Origin of the sequence: Paenibacillus odorifer (assembly GCF_000758725.1) — a bacterium.
GTDB lineage: Bacteria > Bacillota > Bacilli > Paenibacillales > Paenibacillaceae > Paenibacillus_AQ > Paenibacillus_AQ odorifer.
This window is the reverse complement of the sequence record NZ_CP009428.1, coordinates 5,380,327-5,406,263: the sequence shown is the minus strand read 5'-3', so window position 1 is coordinate 5,406,263 and position 25,937 is coordinate 5,380,327. Positions and strand designations below refer to the sequence as shown.

At 42.1% G+C, this 25,937-nt stretch carries 22 protein-coding genes; 16 read left to right on the top strand and 6 right to left on the bottom strand.

Features of this window, described 5'->3' with window-relative positions; all coding sequences use genetic code 11:
* The first annotated feature begins 33 nt into the window (after positions 1-33).
* The 5 genes from PODO_RS23635 to PODO_RS23615 all read left to right on the top strand — a co-directional run bounded on the left by PODO_RS23635 (position 34) and on the right by PODO_RS23615 (position 5,149).
* Complete coding sequence (locus PODO_RS23635; RefSeq protein ID WP_038573024.1) at positions 34-702, top strand: hypothetical protein; 669 nt, start codon at positions 34-36, stop codon at positions 700-702.
* A complete protein-coding gene (locus PODO_RS23630) occupies positions 692-1,555 on the top strand; it encodes an ABC transporter ATP-binding protein (RefSeq protein ID WP_038573023.1) in 864 nt (287 codons plus the stop codon). Before PODO_RS23635 ends, PODO_RS23630 begins: the two co-directional genes overlap by 11 nt.
* A complete protein-coding gene (locus PODO_RS23625) occupies positions 1,548-2,756 on the top strand; it encodes an ABC transporter permease (RefSeq protein WP_038573022.1) in 1,209 nt (402 codons plus the stop codon). The genes PODO_RS23630 and PODO_RS23625 overlap by 8 nt, the downstream gene beginning before the upstream one ends.
* An 81-nt stretch (positions 2,757-2,837) precedes the next feature.
* Entirely contained in the window at positions 2,838-3,920 is a 1,083-nt protein-coding gene (locus PODO_RS23620; protein ID WP_169744801.1) for a hypothetical protein, read from the top strand.
* 71 nt (positions 3,921-3,991) lie between these two features.
* Positions 3,992-5,149: a hypothetical protein gene (locus tag PODO_RS23615; RefSeq protein WP_143767795.1), complete on the top strand. Its 1,158-nt coding sequence runs from the start codon at positions 3,992-3,994 to the stop codon at positions 5,147-5,149.
* A 170-nt stretch (positions 5,150-5,319) separates the two neighbouring features.
* Here PODO_RS23615 and PODO_RS23610 read toward each other — a convergent pair whose 3' ends face one another.
* Complete coding sequence (locus PODO_RS23610) at positions 5,320-5,820, bottom strand: ParA family protein (RefSeq protein ID WP_052097279.1); 501 nt, start codon at positions 5,818-5,820, stop codon at positions 5,320-5,322.
* Between the two features lie 642 nt (positions 5,821-6,462).
* Between PODO_RS23610 and PODO_RS23605 the strand changes: the two genes are divergently transcribed.
* Genes PODO_RS23605 through PODO_RS23595 form a run of 3 tightly spaced genes read left to right on the top strand, consistent with a single transcriptional unit; the run spans position 6,463 to position 10,497 of the window.
* Positions 6,463-8,457: an AraC family transcriptional regulator gene (locus tag PODO_RS23605; RefSeq protein ID WP_244886384.1), complete on the top strand. Its 1,995-nt coding sequence runs from the start codon at positions 6,463-6,465 to the stop codon at positions 8,455-8,457.
* Positions 8,444-9,493 (top strand): FecCD family ABC transporter permease, encoded by a 1,050-nt coding sequence (locus PODO_RS23600; protein ID WP_080742574.1) that lies wholly within the window; start codon positions 8,444-8,446, stop codon positions 9,491-9,493. Before PODO_RS23605 ends, PODO_RS23600 begins: the two co-directional genes overlap by 14 nt.
* Positions 9,490-10,497, top strand: coding sequence for a FecCD family ABC transporter permease (locus PODO_RS23595; protein WP_036687482.1), 1,008 nt, complete (start codon positions 9,490-9,492; stop codon positions 10,495-10,497). Before PODO_RS23600 ends, PODO_RS23595 begins: the two co-directional genes overlap by 4 nt.
* A gap of 276 nt (positions 10,498-10,773) precedes the next feature.
* Here PODO_RS23595 and PODO_RS23590 read toward each other — a convergent pair whose 3' ends face one another.
* Positions 10,774-12,054, bottom strand: coding sequence for a sensor histidine kinase (locus tag PODO_RS23590; RefSeq protein WP_038573017.1), 1,281 nt, complete (start codon positions 12,052-12,054; stop codon positions 10,774-10,776).
* Positions 12,047-12,784 carry a LytR/AlgR family response regulator transcription factor gene (locus tag PODO_RS30195; protein WP_080742573.1) on the bottom strand — a complete coding sequence of 246 codons (738 nt, stop codon included), beginning with the start codon at positions 12,782-12,784 and terminating at the stop codon, positions 12,047-12,049. The genes PODO_RS23590 and PODO_RS30195 overlap by 8 nt, the downstream gene beginning before the upstream one ends.
* Positions 12,785-12,940: 156 nt before the next feature.
* On the opposite strand from PODO_RS30195, the gene PODO_RS23580 reads away from it, so the two are divergent.
* Positions 12,941-13,882, top strand: coding sequence for an ABC transporter ATP-binding protein (locus PODO_RS23580; RefSeq protein ID WP_169744800.1), 942 nt, complete (start codon positions 12,941-12,943; stop codon positions 13,880-13,882).
* Positions 13,879-14,661, top strand: coding sequence for a hypothetical protein (locus tag PODO_RS23575; RefSeq protein ID WP_038573013.1), 783 nt, complete (start codon positions 13,879-13,881; stop codon positions 14,659-14,661). Before PODO_RS23580 ends, PODO_RS23575 begins: the two co-directional genes overlap by 4 nt.
* Before the next feature lie 210 nt (positions 14,662-14,871).
* On the opposite strand, the gene PODO_RS23570 is transcribed toward PODO_RS23575, so the two are convergent.
* The 3 genes from PODO_RS23570 to PODO_RS23560 form a co-directional block, all read right to left on the bottom strand.
* A complete protein-coding gene (locus PODO_RS23570) occupies positions 14,872-15,792 on the bottom strand; it encodes an aldo/keto reductase (protein ID WP_038573011.1) in 921 nt (306 codons plus the stop codon).
* Between the two features lie 162 nt (positions 15,793-15,954).
* Entirely contained in the window at positions 15,955-17,145 is a 1,191-nt protein-coding gene (gene fabV, locus PODO_RS23565) for an enoyl-ACP reductase FabV (protein ID WP_038573009.1), read from the bottom strand.
* A gap of 524 nt (positions 17,146-17,669) precedes the next feature.
* Entirely contained in the window at positions 17,670-18,605 is a 936-nt protein-coding gene (locus PODO_RS23560; RefSeq protein ID WP_038573007.1) for an aldo/keto reductase, read from the bottom strand.
* Positions 18,606-18,788: 183 nt separating this feature from the next.
* On the opposite strand from PODO_RS23560, the gene PODO_RS23555 reads away from it, so the two are divergent.
* The 6 genes from PODO_RS23555 (at position 18,789) to ruvA (ending at position 25,913) form a co-directional block, all read left to right on the top strand.
* Positions 18,789-19,763, top strand: a complete 975-nt coding sequence (locus tag PODO_RS23555; protein ID WP_038573005.1) for an ornithine cyclodeaminase family protein — start codon at positions 18,789-18,791, stop codon at positions 19,761-19,763.
* 14 nt (positions 19,764-19,777) lie between these two features.
* Positions 19,778-20,938, top strand: coding sequence for a dipeptidase (locus PODO_RS30190; protein ID WP_052097275.1), 1,161 nt, complete (start codon positions 19,778-19,780; stop codon positions 20,936-20,938).
* A gap of 11 nt (positions 20,939-20,949) precedes the next feature.
* Positions 20,950-23,076 (top strand): CocE/NonD family hydrolase, encoded by a 2,127-nt coding sequence (locus tag PODO_RS23545; RefSeq protein ID WP_052097273.1) that lies wholly within the window; start codon positions 20,950-20,952, stop codon positions 23,074-23,076.
* 749 nt (positions 23,077-23,825) lie between these two features.
* On the top strand, positions 23,826-24,551 hold the full coding sequence (locus PODO_RS23540) for a BofC C-terminal domain-containing protein (RefSeq protein WP_036677682.1): 726 nt from the start codon (positions 23,826-23,828) through the stop codon (positions 24,549-24,551).
* 244 nt (positions 24,552-24,795) lie between these two features.
* On the top strand, positions 24,796-25,299 hold the full coding sequence (ruvC, locus tag PODO_RS23535) for a crossover junction endodeoxyribonuclease RuvC (RefSeq protein WP_036677679.1): 504 nt from the start codon (positions 24,796-24,798) through the stop codon (positions 25,297-25,299).
* On the top strand, positions 25,296-25,913 hold the full coding sequence (gene ruvA / locus PODO_RS23530) for a Holliday junction branch migration protein RuvA (protein ID WP_036677675.1): 618 nt from the start codon (positions 25,296-25,298) through the stop codon (positions 25,911-25,913). Before ruvC ends, ruvA begins: the two co-directional genes overlap by 4 nt.
* Positions 25,914-25,937 lie beyond the last annotated feature (24 nt).

Sequence of the window (25,937 nt, the reverse complement as noted above, 5' to 3'; positions counted from 1 at the left end):
GTAGAATTACATATTAAAAATGGAGGTGTCTTAGTGAAAAAAATCATAATGTTTGTATTAACTATAACCATTTTGATTGGAGGAAGCCTCTACTTCCAAAATCGAAGCAGCTACTCAGAATATGCAAGCATACAGGATGATAAAACCATCTCAGAGGATTTAATTATCTTAGATAATAATCCGAAGGATGTAAAGTCAGAGAATAAGAGTCCGGGCAATGAGGAAACTCCAAAGGATGCAACGCTAGATGATAAAAGGACTTTTGAGGATATTGCCTTGGACAAACGTCTTGATGAAGGGAGGAAAAAAAATGAAAGAACTTATCGGGAGCAAGGAAGAAAAGAGTCATCAATTAGGCCAACAATAGAAGTTCCATCTCTTTCTATCGAGGATATAACAGGCATCTACAAAACAGTTGATGCATACATGAGAGAAAATTCAGATCGGTTTCCCGAACCAGCGGACAATGGCACTAGGGGAAACACTGATGATCCAAGAATCCAAAATATTCTATACAAGGAAGAAAAAACAGGTATCATAGCAGGATTCGAAAATGAAAATCTGTTCGCATGGGAAGTGAAAAAGCTGGACGGAGAATATACCAACCTCCTGTTAGGTAGAAAGTCTACGGGAGAAGAATGGAAAGTTCTCTCGGAAGGAGACGTATATCAATTGAGAGAGGAAATTAGCGATGGAAATTAAAGCGGAGAATTTAACAAGAACATTTGGAATGAAACGGGCAATCAGTGAACTAAATTTTACATTGCCTGAAGGTGTGTATGGGCTTTTGGGTGATAATGGGGCAGGGAAAAGCACCTTGATGAGAATTCTTGTGGCAGTTGACCATCAAACTAGTGGTAAGGTTACCTTTAACGGCAAGGATATCTTCCATATGAACGACGACTACCGGAATCTTGTGGGATATATTCCCCAGGATTTCGAGGTTTATTCCGCGTTTACAGCAACAGAATATCTGGAATATATGGGAGCACTGAAGGGGTTGTCAAAAAAAGAACTGAAGCACAAAGTTCCAGAGGTATTACAGTTTGTCAACCTGGAGAATGTTGCTAATAAAAAGGTCAAAACCTTTTCCGGAGGGATGAAAAGGCGGGTGGGCATTGCCCAAGCCATTATTAACGATCCGAAGATATTAATTTTTGACGAGCCCACCGCTGGGCTTGACCCCCATGAGCGAATCCGTTTTTCAAACATCATAAGCGAAATGGGACAGGACAAGATCATCTTGTTTTCTACCCACATTATTTCGGATATCGAAGCAATTACCACCAATGTGATCATCCTAAATCAGGGGAAAATTAAAGAGCAAGGTAATGTGCAAAAGATGTTATCCGGGATTAAAGGAAAAGTATTTACTGAGGAGATGGACAGAGAGCGACTGGCCTCCTTTAAAAAGAAGCACCTGATCGTACGGATCCGGCAGGAAGAAAACGTTGTTAATGTCCGTTACTTGGGAGAAAAGGAATCAGGCGCAATCGTATGCGAGCCCACGCTGGAAGATTACTACATCTACTTAGGGAGTGGGAGCCATGCGTAATTTCATTCCATTAGAACTGAAAAAAATATTAAATAAAAATACAGTAATTATCAGCCTACTCTTTCTCACTATTATTCTGATCCCCTGGATTCAAACCGCCAAGAGTATAGATGTCTTGGATGATGAGGGAACCATACATAGCGGTCTTGGAGGCTGGAAAATTTTAAGGGAGCGCACGGTTGAGGGCACGATGACGACGGATTATTTATTACAAATGAAACAAAACTACGAAAACAGCGTGGACAAACCTTATATTGAAGGCGAAGTGGATACAGATCGCAAGTTGGGAAAAAGATTAACTTTTCCTCACGATGCGCTGAACTGGGAACTGAACTTTCCATATATAAAGTACCGTGTTCTCGATAACAGCTTAAATTTAACGGATGAGCAGCTCGCCAATTTTTATGTAGATTGGAAGGGCAGTTTTACCGAATATTTATCCACTGAACAAAATCTATTTCCTTATACAGAGAAACAAATCGAAATCATATCCCAGAAAATGCAAAAAGTAACCACCCCATTTTTATTCAAATACGATAGTGGCTGGGAGTACCTGAAAATAGGTTTATTAAATACGATCTACCTTTTCTTCATGTTCTTGGCCTTTATCCTATGCGAGGGATTCTCCAAAAACAGCAGCAAAGGAATTGACAAGGTGACCTTATCCACCAAGGAGAGCAGGAGGAGGCTGCTCAGCTACAAGCTTGGTGCCGCTTGTGTGTTTTCTACGATAGCCTATTTTGTGTATATTGCGATCATACTGCTGTTTATTACCGCAGTGTATACGCTGCACGGCTGGGACTCTTCGGTTCAAATCGGAACAATTACATTTTATTCTATGAATCAGCTTCAAGAGGGGTTACTCTATATTTCCATGGGATACTTTTCCACACTTGTCGTGACGCATCTTATCCTGTTTTTGTCAGTGGTTTTTAAAAGAGGGAAACTGGTATTAGCACTTTCACTGATTTATTTTTATCTCGTAAATACTTATCAGATGGGGAGGGGGGCGCTGATTGAAAAAGTGATGGTCTTCATGCCCCAGAACTTTATCAATAATCTTATAGGCATAGAGAAATTATATTTTGTGGGTAATACTGTATTTCCTTATGTTTTTGTCGCCCTGTTTCTGGGTACTGTGTACATTCTCTTATCTCGAATCGGTATCTCTATATGGATGAGAAGATATTATTTACAGTAGAGGAAGGTAGGTGAAATCATGAGCTATTTATCAAAAGTAAACAGAAGTAAAATCCTAAACATAAACATATTCGGTTTTTTGTTGGCATTGTTTCTGATACTTACCTTTTACAACTTAGACACCATCAAAACAGGTTATTTAAATCAGGCAAGATATGAGATAACAGATGGGACGGAATACCGGTATTTCTATCAACCGGAGGTATTGGATGAAGTTGAGATTAATAAAATTTTGGAAAAATACAGAGAACTTAGCCTACCAGAAGACAGGAATAAAGCGGATGTTGCAGATTTGCCAGCCTTGGATATGATTATCCAAGTGTATGGCTGGAACTGGACTGGAATACGGGATGTCTCAGCAGAACAATTTTATCAGGACAGGGCAGACATCATCAAAAGTGCACAGAAGGAAGCGGGGAGTTCTAGGGAAGGAATCAGCAACGGGAATTATGCAGCGGCTTCTCTCTCCGAACCTATCCGGATGGGTTATGCCGAGGGATGGAAGAACGTTAACTCAGGGATGAGCCAGTGTGTTTTTATTATCCTGGTTCTCATTTCCATTCTACTGGTCCCAATTTTTAATGAAGACGAGACCTTGGGCGTGGACGGACTGGTCAAATCCACGAGGTTTGGAAAACGTAAGCTGAGTAGGATACGGATTATCAACGCCTTCCAGCTCTCTTTATTGCTTTATCTGGCGGCGGTGGCGATTTACATTACGCCTATATTCTTTATGTACGGTTTACAAGGAGCGGATTTGCCTATACAAAGTAGTCCACAATTTTTTTTATCAATGGTTGCGGTGAATTATTTCGAGCAGTTTTTAATCAACCTGGTTATTGGATATGTGGCAATCTCACTGATGACAGGGATTACTTTATTTATCAGCGTATTAGTCACACAGATTTATACTGGCTACGCCCTGTTACTATTCACCATAGCCATATCTTACGCCATTCAGATGAGTGAGGTATTCTTTCTGAAACATTATGTGGGCAATTTTCTGCCCATGCAGATAGCCAAGTTCAACAGCTATTACACAAGTTTTGAACCCTATGGAGGTATTTCTAGAATTATTGCCGTTCCTTCCATTACTGTTGCAGTTTTATTTATACTCCTACTATTTTTGCCAAGATGCATTAATAAAATGAGGTTTACTTCTTAGATTGAGCATTACGCATAAAGTTAAAACACATCAAGGATAAAAAAATGAAGTGAAGTTCGGAAAGAAGGTAGATGATGTATTCATTTTTTATTTTATGCGAAGCTGGATCAGAAAAAGATGGTATTAGCAACAACGGTTTAGCTCACGTTCTAGAGCACTTTGTTATACTGGCGATGCTCAAAGATTTTTTCACAGAGAAAGAAAGTAATTTGAGAGGACAAACAAGTTACTGCTATTGCTTATATAGTTGGAGCAATGCGAAGTACCAAGTAGGTTTAAACCTTATCTTTGAATTTGAAAACTATATGAGGAGGATATTAAATAATAAAAATGAATATTATGACTTAATGTTAATGGCCATTAGAGAGGTCGAGGAAGAAATACTATCGAAACACAATGAGGTGGCAAAGATCAATGTAATGATTCATTATTTAAATAAAGATATTGTTTCTCGACCAATAGGCCTACTTGAGGACGTAAAAAGTTTGAACGTTGACCAATTATTTGAGACTTTAAGTAGTATTTATGTAGCAGGAAATTTAAGATATTTCATTTTTAATCATGAAAAGAATGAGTTTGTTATTTCTGACTTGCCTCAAAAAACAAAGCGAAAAGGTTGTGTGGAAAAGCAAGAATTCCATGACAAAGAACTGGAACGCATAGCATCTAATTTAAATATAGATGTACAAATATTTAAATTATTTTGTAATAGTGATAAAAAAGTTGCACTTTCTAGTACTTATTTTTCTAAGATTTTTAACAAAGAACAAACGATTCTTAATGAATTGTACTTGATAAGTATTTGCAAATTATTAGATAAAGCTTATGGTGTCAAAAATAACTGTAAATTTGAAATTATATTTTTTAGTAATGAGGACTCTACTAGAATTTACTATATATTTGAATTAACGAGCAGCAATGATATTTACGAGACTCCAAATAAGATAACCATAGATGTGGAACAGATAATAAATTTCATGCTTGAAAGTGTAAATTTCCACGAGTTAAAAGAGGAGTTAAGGATAAATGTATACAGTAATAGATTTAGTCCAATAAGTCGAAGTGAATGCGAAGCAGAGATATTGAATAAAGTTTACTTTAATAATTTTCAAGTAATAAAAGATTATGAAGATTTTGCTGATATTTTACGGAATGTTACGATTGATAAATTCAAAGGATTCTTGTATTTTGCGTTAGGGGAGATAGATGACTTAATTATTTTTGAATAACGTAAAAGACAGGCCGACAGTTTTCCTCGCTTTGGAGTCTAGAGTCCATTTTCATTGATCAAAATAAACTTGCCGGACGACTGACTTCTATGATACACCACACTTTCACTAGACGAATGGTTTCATTATATAAATTGGTACGGGTGTCGCACTTGGTCATCAAGTCGCCCTCAATGCGAATATGTGGATTGATTCGCTTCTTTACCTTCACAATGGTCTGAGCAGTTGAGTGCTACCAAAGCATTGATATTGAGTAAGCCAAGTGATGGAGTCGTGTCTATAATGATGTAGTCATAGTTGGCTTTCATCGGTTCCAGTAAAGGGGTCAATGTCTTTTCACCGCCATTTTCATCCCGTAGGTTAATTTCGGCAACAGACAGTTCAATGTTGCTAGGAATCAGGTCAATGTTACCTTGAGAATGAATGCACTCTTCGGGCGATGGAAGCGGTTCGTCCGTCATCATCGCGTTCTTGATGTTGAACATAGAGTAAGGGAGTTTATCAGGTTGTTCGATACCAAAGTACATCGTTAGATTCCCTTGAGGATCCAAATCAATCAGTAATATCTTTTTTCCTTCATTATATAAGGCGTAAGCCAGGTTATAAGCGGTGGTGGTTTTACCTGTACTGCCTTTTTGATTAGCGATAGTGTTTACTGTTGTTTTTCTCATATCAATTCCCCTCCCTGAAGCCAAAGCTTCGATATTATCTGTCAATGATAGGGAGCGGGCTGATCTGTTATAGTTCTCTCCGAGTTCTCTCATTTGTGCAAAAGCGACTACTATTTGAGAAGATTCCCGGAAGCCTTGCGGCGTTTAAATCTAACAAAAGAACCCGCAAAAAAACTTGATCTTACAAGGATTTTCGCGGGCTTTAGATTCCTTTTCTTTGACTTAGTTTCTGCTATCTTCCCGATAGCATGAGCGACTCAAAATCGAGAGGGAAACCGTGGAGGTTCGAGTCCTCTCACCGGTACCAACTAAATCAACTCAAAGTTCATTAGATACTATATCTGATGAACTTTTTTGTTTGTTTTTTTACAATTCCGTTCATGCCTGTGCCGGAAAACTTTTGATACATCCTTCAGTTGTGAATAAGAAATTGTACTTAGTTGTACCGAGAATGATTAATGTAAGAGGATATGTGAATGAGATAGAGGCATTCCTGAGGAAGCTCCACTTCGAAGCTATAAGCAAGCATGATACTAAACAGCGATTGACAAAATAGAGGAACTACCTAATACTAATTGATAATCATTATCATTGTTGTGGAATATAATTAATTCAAATAGATTGTGGAGCAGATCGGAGTGTATGGCAAAGATGAAGCTGGAAGATCATATTTTCGCATGGAATTATGCTGCTGTTAAAGTACTTGATATTCGACATGCTGTGATGGAGCCTGGGGACAATCTGCAAGGCTATATATTACCAGCATGCGGATTTATCTACTGTGTGCGGGGGACGGCCAGCTTGAATCTCAACGGCATAGATTACGACGCAGACCGTCACTTTATTGTGCATGGTGGCAAGGGCATGAGACTAAGTATAGAGACAGGGAAGCTGTTTGAATACTATTTATTATTCTATAGAGCCTCCTTGCCAGGAAGAAAGGATTTAGCAAGACTTTTAGAACGCAGCAATCCATTTCGGATGCAGTATAGCTTCGAGTCTTTGGAGCCATTACCACTGCACTATCAACTAATGGCAATGGAACAACTTTGGGCACAAGGAAGCCAATTGGAAAGAATTCAAGTTAAAGGCTTGTTCTATCAGTTTATACATGAATTATTAAAGCAGTTTACAAAGGATGGAATTAACCTCAGGCAACCGGATGTCATTGGGCAGGTTGTCCGTTATATTGAGGAGCATTATCGTCATAATTTATCACTAGAATCTATAGCGGAGCAATTTAATTATAGCCCTCGTCATTTATCAACCCGCTTTAAAGGGGAGACAGGGTTTAGCTTGATTGAATATTTGATACGATTCCGGCTTAAACATGCAGAAGAGCTATTACGATGTACCGATGCTCCACTTCGCGATATTGCAGAAGAAGTTGGATATAACGATGTATATTACTTCAGTCGCATGTTCAGTAAATACAATGGTCAATCTCCCATCCGGTTCCGCAAGGAAAGCAGGCAGGTGAGCTCATCGGACAATCGTCCATTTACCACCGCCAAATTCTCCATTGGCGCGCACATATCCTCCCGATATAATGTTATTGAGTATGATAATCATTATCATTACTATTATCAAAATGAAATAACCGGAGGGTCTTCACCTATGAGATTAACAAAGACGTCAAGTTTTATTGTAGCGATGCTGCTTAGCTTTACCTTGCTATTAAGTGCATGTGGATCTGCAAGTGTTGGTTCTAATGCCACAAATTCTAATGGATCCAAAGCTTCTGAAGTTACATCATCACCAGCAAATAATTCAACTGCAATTGACAATGCCAATAAGGAGGCTCAGACAAGAACTATCTCTACAATAAAGGGAGACATTGTTGTTCCAGCTAATCCAAAGAGGGTTGTCGTGTTATACCTTCAAGGGGATCTTGTGGCCCTCGGCATTAAGCCAGTAGGGACTTCGAGTGTCTTTGAAGGAGCGGCCTTTGCAGAAGAGCTGGGGGGGATTGAAGATCTAGGTTCATGGTATGAGCCTAATCCAGAGGCTATTATGGCAGTAAAGCCGGACTTGATCATAGCTGCTTCTGAAGAAACTTACGAAATCCTTAAGGATATTGCACCGACCGTTCCAATTCCTTATGAAAAAATGGCGACGGATGAACGTGTAATGAAGATTGGCGAGGTATTTGGCAAGGAGCAGGAGGCACAAGCTCTATTAGATAATTTCCACGAGAAGTTGGAGAAGAGCAAGCAGCAGCTTGATGAACTTGGAATTTTGGATAAGACAGTAACCATTATCGAAGGCGGCAAAAAAGAGATGGCGGTGATCGATAGCAAGCTTTATGGAAGGGGCTCTCAGATCATTTATGAATATTTAGGGCTAAAAGCACCAGAGATTCTTCAGAAAAAGATTGATGGCAGAGAGAAGGCTACTGGAGGGTTTGTTTCCTTAGAGGTGTTACCTGAGTATATAGGAGACTTCGTGTTCCGCTCTGTATGGGATGGGGCTGATGATTTGTCAGACAATCCAATTTGGAACAGCATTCCAGCAATCAAAGAAGGTAGATTGATCGAAATTGGGTTTGATTTTTCATATTATTCCGATATCTACTCTCTTGATAAGCAGCTAGATTTTGTAGTTGAGAAGCTAGTGTCAGCGTATGAAAAAAAATAGAAAGCTAGATGATAGAACAACCGTTATCCCTGATTTAAGAGGGAAATCGTATTTCGGTCTGTTTCTACTCCTAGGGATACTGCTGCTGCTGCTTTCAGTAGCAGCTTCTATCTCATTTGGCTCTGCTTCTATGAGCCTGAAGATGGCATGGACAGCGATTTTTAATTTTGATCCTGAACTGACCGAGCATCAGATTATTCATGCCCTTCGTATTCCGCGTACAGCAGCTGATATTATTGCAGGTATGTGTCTCGCGGTAGCAGGAGCGGTTATGCAGGGCTATACGCGAAATCCCTTAGCAGATTCCGGATTAATGGGAGTAAATGCAGGAGCAGCACTTGCAATGGCCGTTACACTGGTTTTTCTTCCAGGACAACTGCAGACAACAACCTTGCTGGTTAGCTTTATTGGCGCAGGACTTGGAGCAGGATTAACGTATCTTGCCGCTTCATTGAATCGTTCAGGAATGACACCTCAACGACTGGTGCTAGCTGGAATATCAATTACAATGCTATTTGGAGCTGTGGGGTCATTTATCTCATTAAACTATGGAATTGGTCGTGCCCTTGCTTATTGGACTTCGGGTAGTGTGGCTGGAGCAACATGGGTGGAAATTAGGCTAGTTATACCTTGGTTCTTAGGTGGACTGGCTTTGTCACTATTCATTGCACGCTCTATCACTGTTTTAAACTTGGGGGAAGAGATTGCGAAAGGCTTCGGGCAACGGATCGTTCTCGTTAAGATGATAGCTACGCTTGCGGTCCTTTTACTAGCGGGTGTAGCTGTTGCACTTGTAGGGCCAATCGGCTTTGTAGGGTTGATTATTCCGCATATTATGCGTTTTTTTGTAGGTGTAGATTATCGTTATATTATTCCGGCATCAGCCATTTACGGCGGCGCACTTATGGTTGTAGCGGATATCGCAGGAAGGCTGATTAATCGTCCGGCAGAGACAGCACTGGGCATTATTTTTGCAATGATTGGTGTTCCTTTCTTCTTGCTAATTGCGAGCAAAGAGAGGAGAGCCTTCAAATGAAAGTTGTTAAATCGCATAAGGCTACAATATGGATTCTATCTCTTTTAATACTGCTTATTGCAGGAGCTATTCTTAGTCTTAATATGGGAAAGGTGTCCCTCAATCCACTTGAAGTATTTCAAGTATTGCTTGGACAAGGTCCAGAGGAGCATAATCTCGTTGTTTATAAGTTTCGTCTTCCTCGGATCGTATTAGCGATACTTGTTGGATTTGGGATGGCACTGGCAGGTGCAGTTATGCAGGCTTTGCTGCGCAATGATCTGGCTGATCCCGGCATGCTTGGTATTAGCTCAGGTTCAGGTCTTATGGTGTTGCTGATTATCTCAACGGTAAGCATTCAAGGCGCCGCTATAACATTATTACTGCCGTCTATGGCATTCTTAGGTGGTCTGCTGGCAGCAGCTCTGATCTATGTTCTAGCCTATAGAAAACGTCGTATGATTTCTTCTACACGACTTGTCTTGACTGGTGTTGCGATCAATATGGGGTTTAGTGCGCTATCGCTATTCCTGACTTTAAAGCTTGATGACCAGAAGTATGAGTTTGCGCAGCGTTGGCAAGCAGGATGTTTATGGGGTGACAAGTGGTCTTATATCAGCTTGTTGGCACCTTGGGTATTGCTGCTATTCGCATATATTCTTTCTAATTTCAGGACATTGAACGTCTTGGTGCTAGGCAACGAAATTTCGATAGGATTAGGAGTCGCTGTAAAGAAGAAATTTTTGCGCTTGGCGATTGCGGCTGTAGGCATAGCTTCTGGCTGTGTAGCGCTCGGGGGCTCGATCTTCTTTATTGGATTGATTAGTCCGCATGTGGCTCGCAAGCTGGTAGGTCACGACTACAAAGTGCTTCTACCTACTTCAGCGCTTATTGGTGCGCTATTGCTGCTTGTAGCGGATACGATTGCTCGAACGGTCAGCTTTAAGTCAGATATTCCCGCAGGAATTATTGTAACAATGCTGAGTGTGCCTTATTTTCTATATCTATTAATGCGTTCAAAATAAATATCGATAGGTTCGAGCCTCTCACCGTATACTAAAAAGGTCTATAAGATTGCTTAATAAGCGATTTTATAGACCTTTTTCATTTTCAGAGCTTATTAAATTCCAGAAAAGTTTGATAAATATAAAAAAAATCCCCTTTCTCCTATCTTTAATAGAAAGGAAGGACTGTTCCCTATCTCGTTAATTGATCAAGATACCGGTGTGGCAGGAACTATATATCTTACCAGTAAAGATGAAGGAATCACTTGGGTTTATGATGAAGCTTATGATAAGCTTCTAAATCCTTTTTTTACAGGGGACCATAAAAAGAACAATTTCGACTTGAAATAGATTATTGTTATATGAAATATCTACTAAACCATTACTATCCTCTACGACCTTCTGGATACTTTTTAAGCCTATACCATGACCGGATTTATTAGTTTTTGTGGAGCAGATGTCGCCAAAACGATTCGTATGAATTTCATTCACATAAGGATTCTGAATCCGGATGAACAAGCTTTCATTAAGATAATGCATATGTATGGTTATATAGCACTCTTCATTTCTTTTATCGCAACAAGCTTCAATGGCATTGTCCAGTGCATTTCCTAAAATCACACTGATAACTGTGGTGTCGAGCGTCAGCTGTGCAGGGATGTTCAAGTCTAACTTGAAGGGGATCTGATGCTTCTCAGCGACCTGCTGCTTGTAGTTGATAATGGAATCAATAATCGTATTCCCGCTATTGCTGACGCCTATTGGATTGTCTATTTGCCCCAGTAAGTTGTCCAACTCATTTAGATTGGCAGCTTCACCGGATTGTACCTTTGCGCGTAAACCTATGAGAATATTTTTAATATCATGCTGGAACTTAAAAGATTCTTCCTGTACTTCTTTTGTCAAAAGATATTGATTTACATAGTAAGCATTTTGTTGCTCAAGTAAATAACTTTGGTTCTGCGCAGATTGGATAACTAACATACGGTCACATAAGATAAATATCAATAAATTTATAATGAGTAGTCCTGTGGACAGGATTGGAACAAGGGTAGGGAAGGACTGCATATAAAGGCTGGATGCGAAGCTGTAGATCCCTAGTGTGCTTATAGAAGGGCAAATAAATAATAGAACCCAATACCATTTAGATAACCCGCCATTTCCAAAGGCTTTAGCTACGCGCACGGATACAAAAGCTAATATAAACATCAGCAGCTTGGAAAGAAACTGGTTCAGAATATATCCCTTTGTCGAGTAAAATAGGGGCAGTGATAACTCACTAAGCGTAATAAGCGCAACCAGAAAAAGAGCGGCAACGATCCGCCATTTGATATTTCCATTGTAAAAAAAAGATAAGAGAGCAATCAGGCCAATATTGAGAGTGAGTAGGATTGAGCCTGGCAGTGAGCTATAGTGCAGAAAGACAATACAGAGGAAATATAAGGAGTACACGATAACAAGATTGGCTTTGGTGGTAAGTCGGCTAACGAAACAATGGCTGTAGAAGTAATGAATGATGATAGGTAAAAGTGGAAGCGTTACTAGATAAAATAACTCCTCCAGAAAGATATTATCCAACAAGACTCCCCCTGAATTTCAGATATTTTTTCTTAAAATCGGCACTGTATTTTGCACTAATGGGTAAGGCTTCGCCATTAAGGAGAATTACTCCCTGGTTGCTGATTTCTTTAATAAAGTAAAAGTTAACGATGTAGGATTGATGGATTCGGACAAAATCGCTCACAGGAAGCTTCTGCTCTTCCTCGTTTAGTGTACTGTAGTAGTCGAGTTGATCCTTGCAGGAATAAAGAATAATTCTCCGCCGGTTGCTTTCCAGATAGATGATATTTCGATAGGGGATTAGAATTTCTTTTCCTTTTTGCTGTAGTGATAAGAAGTTTTTTTTGCCTTGCTGCAGCTTGCGAATTACTTTTTCAATCGTAGAAATCAGTTTTTGCTTAAATATCTCTGAATCGATAGGTTTCTTTATAAATCCCGAGGGCTGAACATCGAAGAGTTGCAGATGATATTCATCATGACTAGAGACATAGATAAGCTGCACTAGATCATTTTCATCATTTCCCCGCAGCACATACCCAGCTTTTATTCCATCCATATCCGCCATTTCAATGTCCATAAAAATAATATCAAACGAGCAGGCTTCTTGAATGGCCTTAGTGAAGCTTTCTCCGGAATAAAAGATCGACACCTCTATTTTCCTTGTGAAATTCCTTTGAGTCTCCAGAATAAGTCTCTCTATTAATTCAGTAGTGGGAAAGTCATCATCACAGACAGCAATACGTATCACTTTATCATTCCTTTCGACAAGAATTGTCCAAAATATCCGGGAATTTGTCGACCATATAAGTCACATTATACAAATCCTTCTTAATAATTACATTAACTAACTTGATTATTACAGTTTGAATGTAGTGTCCATGACAACATGTTAGGATGTGGAAAAGTGAAAAGAGGAGTGTTTGATTTGACTCAAACGATCTTTGAGGCCAGAGGTTTAAGCAAACAATACGGAGAGTCTTTTGCGCTTCAGGATGTCTATATGAAGATTGGGGTAGGAGATATTTATGGGTTTGTTGGCGAAAATGGGGCAGGTAAAACTACATTAATGAAGATAATAGGCGGATTGGTACATCCGACACATGGCGAAATCTCTCTTTTTGAAAAAAAGGACACAAAAGCTGTTCACGAGGCGAGGCGAAAGGTTGGATTTCTAATTGAAAGGCCAGCGCTTTATCCTAATCTAAATGCGAAGCAAAATCTTACGTTTTATTGCCGTGCGTTTGGGATTAAGGATAAGAGCAGAATTGCGGAAGTATTGCAGGCAGTTTCTCTGGCAGATGCCGGTTCTAAGCTAACCTCAGAATACTCCCTTGGGATGAAACAACGTTTAGGTCTGGCTATTGCTCTACTTAACGATCCCAAATTTCTGGTATTGGACGAGCCTATTAATGGTCTTGATCCGTCAGGCATTGTAGAAGTGCGAAAGATCCTGGAGAAGCTATCCAAAGAGCAAGGAGTGACTATACTAATATCCAGTCATATTTTAAGTGAGTTGCAGCTACTTGCGACCCAATACGGTTTTATTCATAAAGGAAGGTTAATCAAAGAAGCTTCTGCGGAGGAACTCTTACATACGGCGGAAACAAAGATCTGTATTCGAACGGCTGATCCCGCAGCGACACTTCAGATTTTGAAAAGTGAACTCCAACTAGAAACCATTACGATCAGCGAAGCTGGAGAAATTCAAATTCCTAAAGAGAGTACAAATCTGGAAGAGCTGATGTCTTTTTTTCTACAGCGGGGCATCCATATTGAAGGGATTAACCTGTCGGCTCCAAATCTTGAGAACTATTATATGGATCTAATTGCTGGAGGTAACGAATGAGGAATTTTCTTAAGGCTGAAGCTTATTATGTAACCAAGGATCCCATGTTCAAGGGGATAAGTCTTCTTTTGCTGTTTGGAAGTGCCTTATTACTGGTTTGGATGGGGGTACAAGTAGGATTTGATATAGACAGTCCTTTAGAGCCTTTAATCACTAGCATTCAGTTATCTTTTTTTCTGTATTTTATCATCCCGATTTACGTTTGTTTTTTTGCTACCGAGGGATTTGAGTATGGGTCGGTTCAAACCATTATCGCTTCGGGTCAGAGCAGGTCATTATATTTACTGGGAAAATATCTGACCGAATTAAAAGTGGTATTATGGTGGGTAATTCAATTTTTTGGTCTTTTTTATGTATTGTATATACTGGCAGCGCTTGTTACGGGTTCCCATATCGGAAATGAAAGCTTAGAGGGGAAGTTTATCGTTGCTATGGGGGCTATTGGATTCAATATTTTGTATCTCGCAGCTTATTCCGCTGTCGTGCTGTTGTTAGGAGTATTGATGAAAAAATCGGCTACCGCTGTTATTGCCACGTTTGTTTTTGTATTTGGCGATTTTCTGCTCAGTGGTTATCTGAAAGACTCTTCGTATGTATATCTGAGAGTGATTTCTGAAAATACGCTAACGACGCAAATTTTTAAATTCTCTGCTGTAAATTCACATGAAATATATACCCTAAACGAGGGTGTTCGTATGATCCTAATCCCTGTTGTAATCATAGGAGTTTGCTTGAGCGTTGCTTTAATTTCTTTTGAAAAGAGAGATGTGCATCTATAGAAAGGAAGGATGGATTATGAAAAAGGATAACAAAAGAACCACTATGATCTTAAGTATTTCGGTAGTAGTTATTATTTTTTGTGTTCTTTTTGTGAGTATACGAATATCTTGACGCTGTCTATCTAGTTTTACTAGAACGTGAGGATTGAATCGCTCTCTGGTAAAAAAGCCACGGCGTACGTTAATAACGTACCTCGTGGCTTTAGGTGTTTATGGAAGGACATTGCCGGCAGCACGGTAGATTTCATACCATTCTTGCCGAGTGAGAGTAATATCGGAAGCTTTGGCAATATCACGCAAGCGCTGCGTATTAGTTGTGCCAACGACAGGCTGCATATTTGCCGGATGTCTGAGAATCCATGCGATGGCAATCGCTGTATTGGTTACGTCTTTTTCAGCTGCTAAGCGGTTAATGACCTCGTTCAATTCAGGGAACTTATCGTTATCTAAGAATACGCCTTCAAAGAAGCCATATTGGAAAGGCGACCAAGGCTGAATGGTCATGTCATGCAGGCGACTGTACTCCAAAATCCCGCCATCATGAACAACTGAACCGGAGTTAGTCATATTCACATTGAAACCTGTATCAATCATGCCAGTGACCATAATGCTCAATTGCAGCTGGTTGAACAGCAGCGGTTGCTTTACATTTTTCTTAAGCAGCTCGATTTGCAACGGGTTCTGATTGCTGACACCAAAGTGTTTGACCATACCTTTGCTTTCCAGAATATCAAAAGCCTCAGCGACTTCTTCTGGCTCAAATAGCGTGTCAGGACGGTGAAGCAGTAGGACGTCGATATAGTCTGTTTTCAAGCGCTTAAGGCTGCCTTCCACGGATTGCAGGATATGTTCCTTGGAGAAATCAAAAAAACCGTTGCGGATTCCGCATTTGGTTTGGATCATCATTTTATCACGCATACCCGGATTGTTCTCCAGTACACCTGCGAATACTTCTTCGGCTTTGCCAGCTGCGTAGATGTCGGCGTGGTCAAAAAAGTCTATTCCGAGCTCGAGGGCACTATGTACATGTGTATCTGCTTCTTTTGCAGATAAATCAGCAATCCGCATACAGCCAAGCGAAATTTGTGACACCTCAAGTGCGCCGTTTGCTACACTAATTTTTTTAACCAAAAGTGACTCACTCCTTCGAATGTTAGTAGAACATGCAGTATTCAATCAAACCATATCATAAAGAGGGGAGGTAAGCCAATGTCTATCTAAAAGAGAAAGAGGTTATCTCATCAGTAGAATTCACTACTTCAGAGATAACCTCATTTGTCTATAAATCAGTTATTAATACATATTTGGAATGTCGACATTAGGATCAATGTCAGCTTCGTAGTCTACACCCTCTGTTCTAAAACCAAACAGGTTAAAGAAATCTTGGCGGTAGCCTTCAAGATCAGCAAGCTCACCTGCATTGTCGGTTGTCAGCTCGTCCCAACGTTTCATAACCTCAGTCTGAACATCCTCACGCATTTCCCAGTCATCAATTCGGATCAAGCAGCCTCCGTCAGCAGTAGCTTCGCCCCCACTGTAAAGATGCTCAGAGAATAAACGGTACATTTGTTCAATACAGTTCTCGTGCAGCCCTTTTTCCTTCATTACTTCATACAATGCAGAGATATAAAGAGGGACTACAGGAATCGCGGAGCTGGATTGGGTTACCAGAGCTTTGTTCACGGAAACAAAAGCACGTCCACCTTGAGTGGACAGGCGATCATTCAGTTGGACCGCTGTTTGTTCCAGATCATGTTTGGCTTGACCAATCGTTCCGTCGCGATAGATAGGGTGAGTGATTTCAGGCCCGATGTAGGAGTAAGCAACGGTTGTAGCTCCCTCGGCAAGCACGCCAGCTGCTTGAAGCTGATCGATCCACATTCTCCAGTCTTCGCCGCCCATAACTGCGATGGTCTGACGTACTTCCTCTTCTGAAGCAGGCTCAATAGTGGTCATGGAAACTTCACCTGTATGGAAGTTCAAGGTTTTGTTCGAATAAGCGGTTCCCACCGGTTTAATGACGGAGGAGAAGGTTTCTCCTGTTACCGGATGAGTGCGGCGTGGTGAAGCGACACTATAGACAACTAAATCAACTGTGCCATATTCAGCTTCAATCAATTCAATGGTCTTCTCTTTGATAGCATCGGAGAAGGCATCGCCAACTATGCTGTGAGATTTAAGTCCAAGCTGCGCTGCTTGTTGTTCAAAAGCAGCAGAGTTGTACCAGCCAGCAGAAGCTGTACGTTGACCTTCAGCAGCTTTATCAAAGAAAACACCAATAGTGTTGGCTCCAGCACCAAAAGCGGCTGAAATTCTGGAAGCTAGTCCGTATCCGGTAGAAGCACCAATGACTAGTACATTAGCGGGTCCCTCAATTTTCTTTTGTGCTTTTACATATTCAATTTGTTGTTGTATTTGTTTGGCGCATCCCTCTGGATGGGCTGTTGTACATATAAATCCGCGAGTTTTAGGTTGAATAATCATCAAGGAATTCCCCTTTTTATAATAATTAAAGTCCAATGTTACTTCAGAGAAAGTATAGCAAACAATATTTACTAATACAAAGAATTTAGGATATTGGAGAAGAATGACTGCTCTCCACTACGATCGACTGCCATCCGCTGCCGCTTACGGACCCAGATGACGTTATATGCAAATTTATCGCCTTTTCAGCAGGGTTTCGGACCCCAGAGACGTTATTGCTTAGAAAAAGGTTCATATTAGGTGTATTTTGTGCCAATAGCGGCTATGAGGTCCGATGGAATTCCAAAGGTGCAATAATGCTGCGTTAAGGGTCAAGTGTGTCCGATAGGGGCATTGTGCGGGGAGCTGTGATAGGTCGATCGAACGAACGTACGAAGGAAATAAAACGAACGAATGACGAATCTTACGAATCATGGCAATCGAACTATCTAACCTGAATCATCGGATGAACCAAAGCACAAAAGGGGCTGCCCCAGCAGCCATTTCGTGGCCATGGGACAACCCCTTAATCTAATGAGGCTAGATTACGCCTTAAATATGGAATCTATAGTTTTGATCTCTTCTGGTGTCAGCTGCACCTTCAGCGTCTCTAAGTTGGAAACGATTTGCTCAGGACGTTTGGCGCCCGGAATAAGCGCATCGATGGAAGGTACGGTCAAATACCAGGCAAGTACGACATGTGCGACTTCGACACCTTTAGCATTGGCAATCTGGCGGACCTTGTCCACCTTCTCCAGATTCTTGGCAAAGGTCTCCCCTTGAAATAGCGGGTCATTTTTTCTAATGTCGCTGAATGTATCGCCTTGCTTATATTTGCCGCCCAGCAGGCCCGACGCAAGTGGGAAATAGGGCACGAAAGAAATGCCATGCTCCTGCGTATAAGGCAGCAAATCTTGTTCCGCATCACGATGCAGCAGATTGTAGTGGGATTGAAGAACATCCACATGACCGTCTTTGTTGGCTACTTTCAGCTGATCAATGGAGAAGTTAGACACCCCGATGGCTCTAATCTTCCCTTCATCCTTCAGCTTCTTAAGTTCACCTACAGCTTCGTCCTTAGGTGTGTTTTCATCAGGGAAATGAATATAGTAAAGATCAATATAATCGGTCTGGAGGCGTTTCAAGCTGTCTTCCACAGACTGTCTTAGAAAAGCTGGAGAGTTGTCCAGTGTAATCTTGTCACCGGTAATCACGTGAGCGCCTTTAGTAGCAATGACCACATTGTCGCGGCCGCCTCTTTCCTTCAGCACTTCGCCAATCAGTTCCTCGGATCTTCCTGGTCCATAAATAAAGGCGGAATCAATAAAATTAATCCCATGATCCAGAGCGCTGCGCACGATATTTCTGCCGGTTTCATCATTTAAACCCGGAAATAAATTATGCCCGCCAACAGCATTGGCACCCAGACCCAGTGGGAGAACCTGCAGATTGGTTTTTCCTAAAGTTATTTTATTAGCCATAATCAATAGTCAGCTCCTTAAAATATAATACGTACTATATTAAGTATAGAGAATAACTGAGGTCAGGACAAATTTTCGCCTTCCAGCTTTATACATGAATATTTAAACCGGATAAGTTATGATAGTAAGAAAATTTTATATTCGCGTTCGTGCAATCATGATGAGGAGAAGGAGGTCCGTCTTATGCTAGTCATTAATCAAAATGAAGTGGCTGAACTATTAGCTATGGAATCTTGCATCTCTGTTATGGAGTCTGTTTTGAAGGATCTGTCTGCTGGACAAGCCGTGCAAAGCTTAAGACAAGTGCTTCCTTTACAAAAGAGCAATCTGCTCGGCTTAATGCCGGGATATTTGCAGCATGAAGAGGTAGCTGGTGCCAAAATCATCAGTGTATTTCCCAGCAATCACGGTTCAGGCCTGCCTTCTCATCAAGGTCTTGTTACTCTATTCGATTCATCTACGGGTGTTCTGAAAGCTATAGTGGATGGACAAAAGATTACAGCCATTCGTACGGCGGCAGTCAGTGCAGCAGCAACCCGATATCTGGCCAGAGAGGATGCCGAAATCCTTGCTCTTCTTGGAACTGGGGAACAAGCAAAAAGTCATCTGGAAGCGATGTTGCGGGTTCGACCCATCCGTGAGGTAAAAGTATGGAGCAGAACACTCGCAAAGGCGCAGGATTTCCAAACAGAGATGAGCCAAAAATATAATGTACAGATCATTGTTGCTGAGACAGTTCAAGCGGCAGTCAGCGCAGCGGATATCATTTGTACCGTGACAGCATCCACCGAACCTGTGCTCAAGGGAGAATGGCTGAAACCGGGTGTACATATCAATGCAGTCGGCGCATGTAGACCCAATGACCGTGAGCTGGATTCGGAGACCGTCCAATTAGCTAAGTTATATGTGGATCGGCTGGAATCCGCTCAGAATGAATCTGGGGATTATTTAATTCCGCTGAACGAAGGCAAAATCACAGCAGATCATATTGTCGGGGAGATTGGTGAGCTGATCAGCGGCACTATCGAGGGTAGAAGGTCCGCGGCTGAAATTACTCTTTTTAAAGGATTAGGGCTGGCCATAGAGGATTTAGCAGCAGCTAATTTTATATATAATGAAGCTGTTAGATTACATAAAGGCACTGAAATTACATTCTAAGGAGCGACTACACGATGAGCACTTATGAAGGTCTGTATGATTTCAAGTTGACGGAGCAAGAGGAGGAGCGGGCTAAACGCTTGCATGAGCAGAACATTATTATCGATTTGCTGTTTCAAGGTCCCTTATCTCCAAGCGCGATTCCAGACTCTATCTCTGACAGAATCAAAGAATTATGTGAGCCTTATAAAGATGAGCCAATGGTATACAGCAGTATGCCTGCAAAAATCATCACAAAGCTATCTGCGAGCGGAGAGATCCCTGAGTATAAGGAAGAGTGGTACAAGTCCGGAATTACAGCAGGGAACCGTGAACTTCATTTAGAATCCTTAGACAGCATCATTACAAGCATGGCAGAGGTGCAGCTGCAATTCGATTCCGCAGATTGGTTAATCAAAGCCTTAACTGCCGAAGACATACGTGCTGCCAAGCGTAATGGTCATAAAGCGGGCATTATCACAGCACAAGAAACGGATGGTCTGGGCACGAATCTTGATCAATTAGATGTACTTTATAACTTCGGATTAAGAATTCTACAATTGACCTACAACAATCAGAACCAGATTGGGGCGGGCTGCGCAGAACAATCGAACGCCGGTGTCACTAATTTTGGAAAAAGATTCATTGCGCGCTTGAACAAGCTGGGGATCATTGTAGATACGGGGCATTGCGGGAAACAGACTACGTTAGATGCCTGCGCTTATTCCACAACTCCGGTGATTGCTTCACATACGGGTGTAGAGGCGATCTATCCGCATATGCGCTGTAAAAGTGATGAGGAGATTATCGCGATAGCCAAGACGGGTGGAGTCATTGGTATTTTTGCTATGCCTTGGTTTGTTCATGAAGACCCTAAACATACAACTATTGACCATGTGCTGGATCATATCGAATATGTAATCCGGCTTGTAGGCGTGGATCATGTCGGAATTGGAACGGATTGGCCGATGAGCGATGTGCTCTGGTCATTGGTTTATTTTAAAGAACATGTCGCACCCAAGCTTGGATTCGCCAAAGGAGACGGACCTTCTACAGAAACCGTTGCTGGACTTGAGAAATATAGTTATTTTATTAACTTTACTAGAGGTTTGGTTGCCCGCGGTTATGCGGATGCAGATATTGCTAAGATCATGGGCGGCAACTGGCTGCGCGTATTTGAAGAAATTTGCGGATAGGGGATAAACAGATGACAACCTACTTACACACAACTACATTTAACGTCTACTTTTCTGGTGTTTATACAGGCAAAATTCATTTTACAGAGCAACAGATCATGCTCGCTAAGGTCGATCCGCGCAGAAGAACGCAAATGCAAGACAATGTGCTGGATGGACAGTTCAAAACTGTGCTTCCACTTCAAAAAATCCACAAACATTTAGACGCTTATGCTAAAGCGGAGTGGGTAGATTATGAGGTTGTGCTGAGTAATGGCGATATCTATCAAAAGCATATCCAGTATCAGGCGCAGATTGAAGGCCGCGAACTGACCTCACAAGTATGGGCGCTGCGCAAAGAGACGGCTCTGGACATTGTGACTTTGGATGGGGAGATTATCGCTTTTCTTACACCGAATCGGTATGGTATTGAGCTTATGGTTAAAGCGGGTTATGAGAAGCTGACTCCGTTAGTGGTCTACGATGATCCTCTTCTATCTAAGGCAGAATATGGTGTAAACGATCTGGGCACTGATCTGATTCCGATGCGTGATGGAGTGAGGCTGGCGACAGATGTTTTTTTACCAGAGGGCATTAAGCCGGGAACCAAGCTGCCAACAATTCTCGTAAGAACATGTTATGACCGAAACGGAAAAAAAGAGATTTTTATGAGATGGGCCAATAAAGGTTATGCAGTAGTATGGCAGGATGTTAGGGGGCGGGCGGATTCGGAAGGAGAACTGATTCCTTTTTATAATGAACGGGATGACGGCTATGATACGATTGATTGGATTATTGCTCAGGAATGGTCGGATGGCAACGTCGGCATGTGGGGCGCATCCTATCTAGGTTTTGTTGTTGTGGCGGCGGCCACCAGTGGGCACCCGAATCTGAAGGCGGTTGTGGATGAAGTGAATGTAGGCTCTCCATTTGTTGATACCGTTCGCAAAGGGGGAACTCTTTGTTCTTGGCCGTTGCTCTCTTGGACTCTTGCTCAATCTGTGGGTACTCGGACGGATTTTGATATCTTTGGAGGCATTACGGTGAATCCGGAAGCAGCCGTTGATGCAAGACCGATTAAAGAGATCCCTCAGCAAATGATTGGCAAAACATCAGGTCCATGGGATCTGTGGAGCCAGCATCCCGAGTATGATGATTTCTGGAAAAACTGTACTTTTACCGAGCGCGGAGATCAGGTGCAGGTGCCTATGTATGTCATCTCAGGCTGGTATGACGGCGACAGCGCCGGCGTATCGGAGACTTGGAGAATGCTGACAGAACATGATGTGCCTAATCGCAAAATCCGTCTGGGCGCTTGGGAGCACGGGCCGAACAGAGCCAGAGACTATGAAGGTGTGAGCTTCGGCAATGATGCCGTAGTCTATGATTACGATGTTTCTGTGCTGCGCTGGTTCGACCGCTTCCTCAAAGGCATTCCAAATGGAATAGATCAGGAGCCTAGAGCCTCTTATTATGTTGTTGGTGAAAATCAGTGGAGAACGTCCGCGGATTGGACACCTGCCGAAGCCACAGTTTCTTCCTTCTACCTTTCCAGCGGTGGGCGAGCGAATTCAGGACATGGGGATGGGCAACTGCTCGCAGCGCCTGAGGAACATTCTCCTGAAGATACTTATGTCTATAATCCTCATGATCCTATGAATGATAGCGGTGAACGAGAGCCTGAAAATTTGCGGAAATACGAGCTGCGCAATGATATCCTTGTCTACACTAGTGATATTCTGACGGAAGAGCTGACTGTGGCCGGAGAATTGTCTGCGGTTATCTATGCTACCAGTACTGGCAAGGATACGGATTGGGTAGTTACGCTTAGTGATGTGAATGGACAAGGGGACTCCATCCGGTTATCGAATTATATTGTCAGAGCTAAATACCGTCATGGATTGGAAGCACCTGAGCTGCTGATTCCTGGGCAGGTGGAGAAATATGATATTTTCATGCCGAATATAGCCCATAGATTTGCTGTTGGACACCGAATTCGGTTCTCGGTTACTTCGTCCAGCAAATTCGTTGCTTTCCCTAATACAAATACAGGTAATAATCCATATGAAGATTCAGAAGCGATTACTGTGCTGCAGACCGTTTACCATAATCGTGAGTATCCGAGCCATGTGAAGCTGCCGGTGGTTCCTAACGCTTAAATATGACTTTAATACGAAGAAGATGCTGAACAAAGGTAAAAGAAATTACCACTTGAAGCTGAGGCAGCATTTGATGACCAATGATGCTTCAAGTGACGTACCGAGTGAGCACCGATTGAGGCCTAGGTAAAATAATAAGTGAAGAACGAACTTATGCTTCAATTGAAGCAAAAAGTAAAACACTTATAGAGCGATTAGGGAATTTCTCCCTGAAATTCTTAGGATTCTGGTCGTCAGACATATAATGGGGGAAAAACTCCCTAATATATGTCTGATTCCCGGGAATTAAGGAAAACAGCTTGTTTATTAGGGAGTAATTCCCTGATTTCGTTCATTTAGAGCGAATATATGCTATTTTCAGGGAGTTTTTCCCTAATTAGTTTTAGATCCACTCCGCACAACGCGCAAACGTAGAACGCATCCCCCCATCACGCAAACGCAGAACGCCTACATCGCTACCATCCCAAACGCCCAATTCAATGGCATAGCACACTAAGAACTAAATAGTCTATTGGCAAAGCAAAAGTTTTGGTGGAAAAAATGGTCGATCGTCATGAAATAGGTATCACCTAAGGCCGGTATGTGAAACCTCTCCCCAGAATCGCCCTTCCAGACTTACACCATAAACCTTGAACCATACTGCAAGGTCAACCTTGTATTTTTGGAGAAATGTCGATTATTCACAGAAAAGCGCATAAATGCTCCCTTCTTAGGTCACAATAGGGAAAAACCAGAATGAAGGGATTAACGTGAACGCGTTTCGCTTAAAAAAACAACTTTGGCGGCGATGGAGACGTTGGAAAAAGGCGCTTTGGGTAGGAGCTGCTTGTATAGCTTTTACTGTACTGGCTTGGCGCAGTATGCAGGTACCTGAGGAAATCAGTGGACTGCTGACGAATTCTAGCTGGGCGGATAGTGCCGATAGTGAGTTAGCCGCAGCTGTCTTTAAAGTAGGCGAGGACAGTGATGAGGCAAAAGAGAAGGGCACTTTAAATAACGAACAACTGCTGCAAACCATCTCCCAAAGTGGGCTCAGCAGAACCGTTCATTTAAAAACAACCTATGTGTCCGGAGAAGAGATTCAGACGTTGCCAGGCGTAAAGAACCCGCTTCAGCTGAAGACTATAATCAATGAACACCCTGAATGGAGCGGTTGGATTAGTTCAGAAGGGGATTTGTGGCTGGAACAAAAAGTGAATGATTTATCGACAATGATAAAAAAAGAAGCCTATATTGGTGTAGATGCGTTTGGGAATTTGACCTTGTTTAAAGGTCCGCCAGTTCAGGAAAAGGTACTGAAGACTTTTTTTCAAATGGATATGGGTTCCCTGAAATCCTCATTGCCGGAAAATATTTGGAAAGAGCTTCACGAGGGGATTCGTGTTCAGGATATTGAAGAGTACAACAGTGTGCTGTCTACCTTCAGTGATTATGCCCGCGAAGCTGCTGAGCATGTCATGCAGAACAAGCAATAGATTTGATAAGCTGTCCAAAAGTCATTATTAATGGCTGAGGGCAGCTTTTTTGTGTGAAATGAAACGGGGAAGAGTCTAAGCTGTAGGCCTAAAGTTGCCATTTCGCTGCAAACGGTAAACTTTTTTTCTCCCGCAAGGGGGATTTTTGCTATAATGGTTAGAAGGAATACATATGTTCGCTTCATGGCGGAGGAATGGATGAAAACGGTGGAATAATCTGCCTGTTATAGAGGAGAGATCATGTTTGCGTATTTTGGGAATTGATCCGGGGCTGGCGATCGTCGGCTTTGGCTTTGTAGATAAGGAAGGACATAAACTGACCCCCGTCCAATATGGTTGTATTCAGACTGAGGCTCATACGCCTGAGGAAGAACGACTGCTGCATGTCTATGAAGGCATGGGTCAGCTCATTGATAAATATAAACCCGATGCTGTGGCGATAGAAAAGCTGTTTTTCGCTCGCAACGTTACTACAGCATTGCCAGTGGCGCAGGCCCGCGGTGTGACTATATTAGCTGCAGTACAGCGGGGTCTCCCCGTCTCGGAATATACACCTATGATGGTAAAGCAGGCTGTTGTGGGTTATGGTAAGGCTGAGAAACGGCAGGTCCAGGAAATGGTGAAGCTGCTGCTGAAGCTATCGGCGATTCCGAAACCCGATGATGTGGCGGATGCGCTGGCGGTAGCGGTATGTCATGCCCATTCGAGCAGTCTTAATTCTAAATTAAATGAGGTATTGCGAAAATGATAGATTTCTTAAGAGGACCCGTTGTTCATTTGGAGTCGGAATATGTGGTGCTGGATGTGCAGGGAGTAGGATACCGGGTATTCTGCCCGAATCCTTATGCTTTTGCCAAAGTAGAAGGACCTGTAACGATCTATATTCATTACCAAACACGTGAGGACGCTACGCTATTATTTGGGTTCCCGACTCGTGAGGAACAAAAATTGTTCCGCAAGCTGATAGAGGTATCTGGCATCGGTCCTAGGGTTGCGCTTGGAATCCTGACAGGTGGAACACCGGATCAGTTGATTTCAGCGATTTATCAAGAGAATATAACGTTCTTAACGAAATTGCCGGGCATTGGCAAAAAGACAGCACAGCGCATGATCCTTGATTTGAAGGACAAGCTGGACGGACTCAGTATGGCTTCAATGCAAACGGGATTGTTTGCAGTGCCAACGGAAGAGGCAACGGACGGATTGGCCTGGCAAGAGGCGCGGGATGCGCTTAAGGGGCTGGGTTATACCGAAAGCGAATTGGACCGCGTGTGGCTCGCTTTGAAGAAAGAGGGAGCAGAAACAGGAACTGTAGATGTGCTGATGAAGAAAGCACTAGGGCTGCTATATATAGCTAAGTAAAGCCGTACACATCCTAAAGAAAGG

What these genes read in the sequence shown, in the direction of transcription:
- PODO_RS23630 (WP_038573023.1), top strand. Translation starts at nt 692, where the DNA reads ATGGAAATTAAAGCGGAGAATTTAACAAGAACATTTGGAATGAAACGG.
- PODO_RS23625 (WP_038573022.1), top strand. Translation starts at nt 1,548, where the DNA reads ATGCGTAATTTCATTCCATTAGAACTGAAAAAAATATTAAATAAAAAT.
- PODO_RS23615 (WP_143767795.1), top strand. Translation starts at nt 3,992, where the DNA reads ATGATGTATTCATTTTTTATTTTATGCGAAGCTGGATCAGAAAAAGAT.
- PODO_RS23610 (WP_052097279.1), bottom strand. Translation starts at nt 5,820, where the DNA reads ATGAGAAAAACAACAGTAAACACTATCGCTAATCAAAAAGGCAGTACA.
- PODO_RS23605 (WP_244886384.1), top strand. Translation starts at nt 6,463, where the DNA reads ATGGCAAAGATGAAGCTGGAAGATCATATTTTCGCATGGAATTATGCT.
- PODO_RS23600 (WP_080742574.1), top strand. Translation starts at nt 8,444, where the DNA reads ATGAAAAAAAATAGAAAGCTAGATGATAGAACAACCGTTATCCCTGAT.
- PODO_RS23595 (WP_036687482.1), top strand. Translation starts at nt 9,490, where the DNA reads ATGAAAGTTGTTAAATCGCATAAGGCTACAATATGGATTCTATCTCTT.
- PODO_RS23575 (WP_038573013.1), top strand. Translation starts at nt 13,879, where the DNA reads ATGAGGAATTTTCTTAAGGCTGAAGCTTATTATGTAACCAAGGATCCC.
- fabV (WP_038573009.1), bottom strand. Translation starts at nt 17,145, where the DNA reads ATGATTATTCAACCTAAAACTCGCGGATTTATATGTACAACAGCCCAT.
- PODO_RS23560 (WP_038573007.1), bottom strand. Translation starts at nt 18,605, where the DNA reads ATGGCTAATAAAATAACTTTAGGAAAAACCAATCTGCAGGTTCTCCCA.
- PODO_RS23555 (WP_038573005.1), top strand. Translation starts at nt 18,789, where the DNA reads ATGCTAGTCATTAATCAAAATGAAGTGGCTGAACTATTAGCTATGGAA.
- PODO_RS30190 (WP_052097275.1), top strand. Translation starts at nt 19,778, where the DNA reads ATGAGCACTTATGAAGGTCTGTATGATTTCAAGTTGACGGAGCAAGAG.
- PODO_RS23545 (WP_052097273.1), top strand. Translation starts at nt 20,950, where the DNA reads ATGACAACCTACTTACACACAACTACATTTAACGTCTACTTTTCTGGT.
- ruvA (WP_036677675.1), top strand. Translation starts at nt 25,296, where the DNA reads ATGATAGATTTCTTAAGAGGACCCGTTGTTCATTTGGAGTCGGAATAT.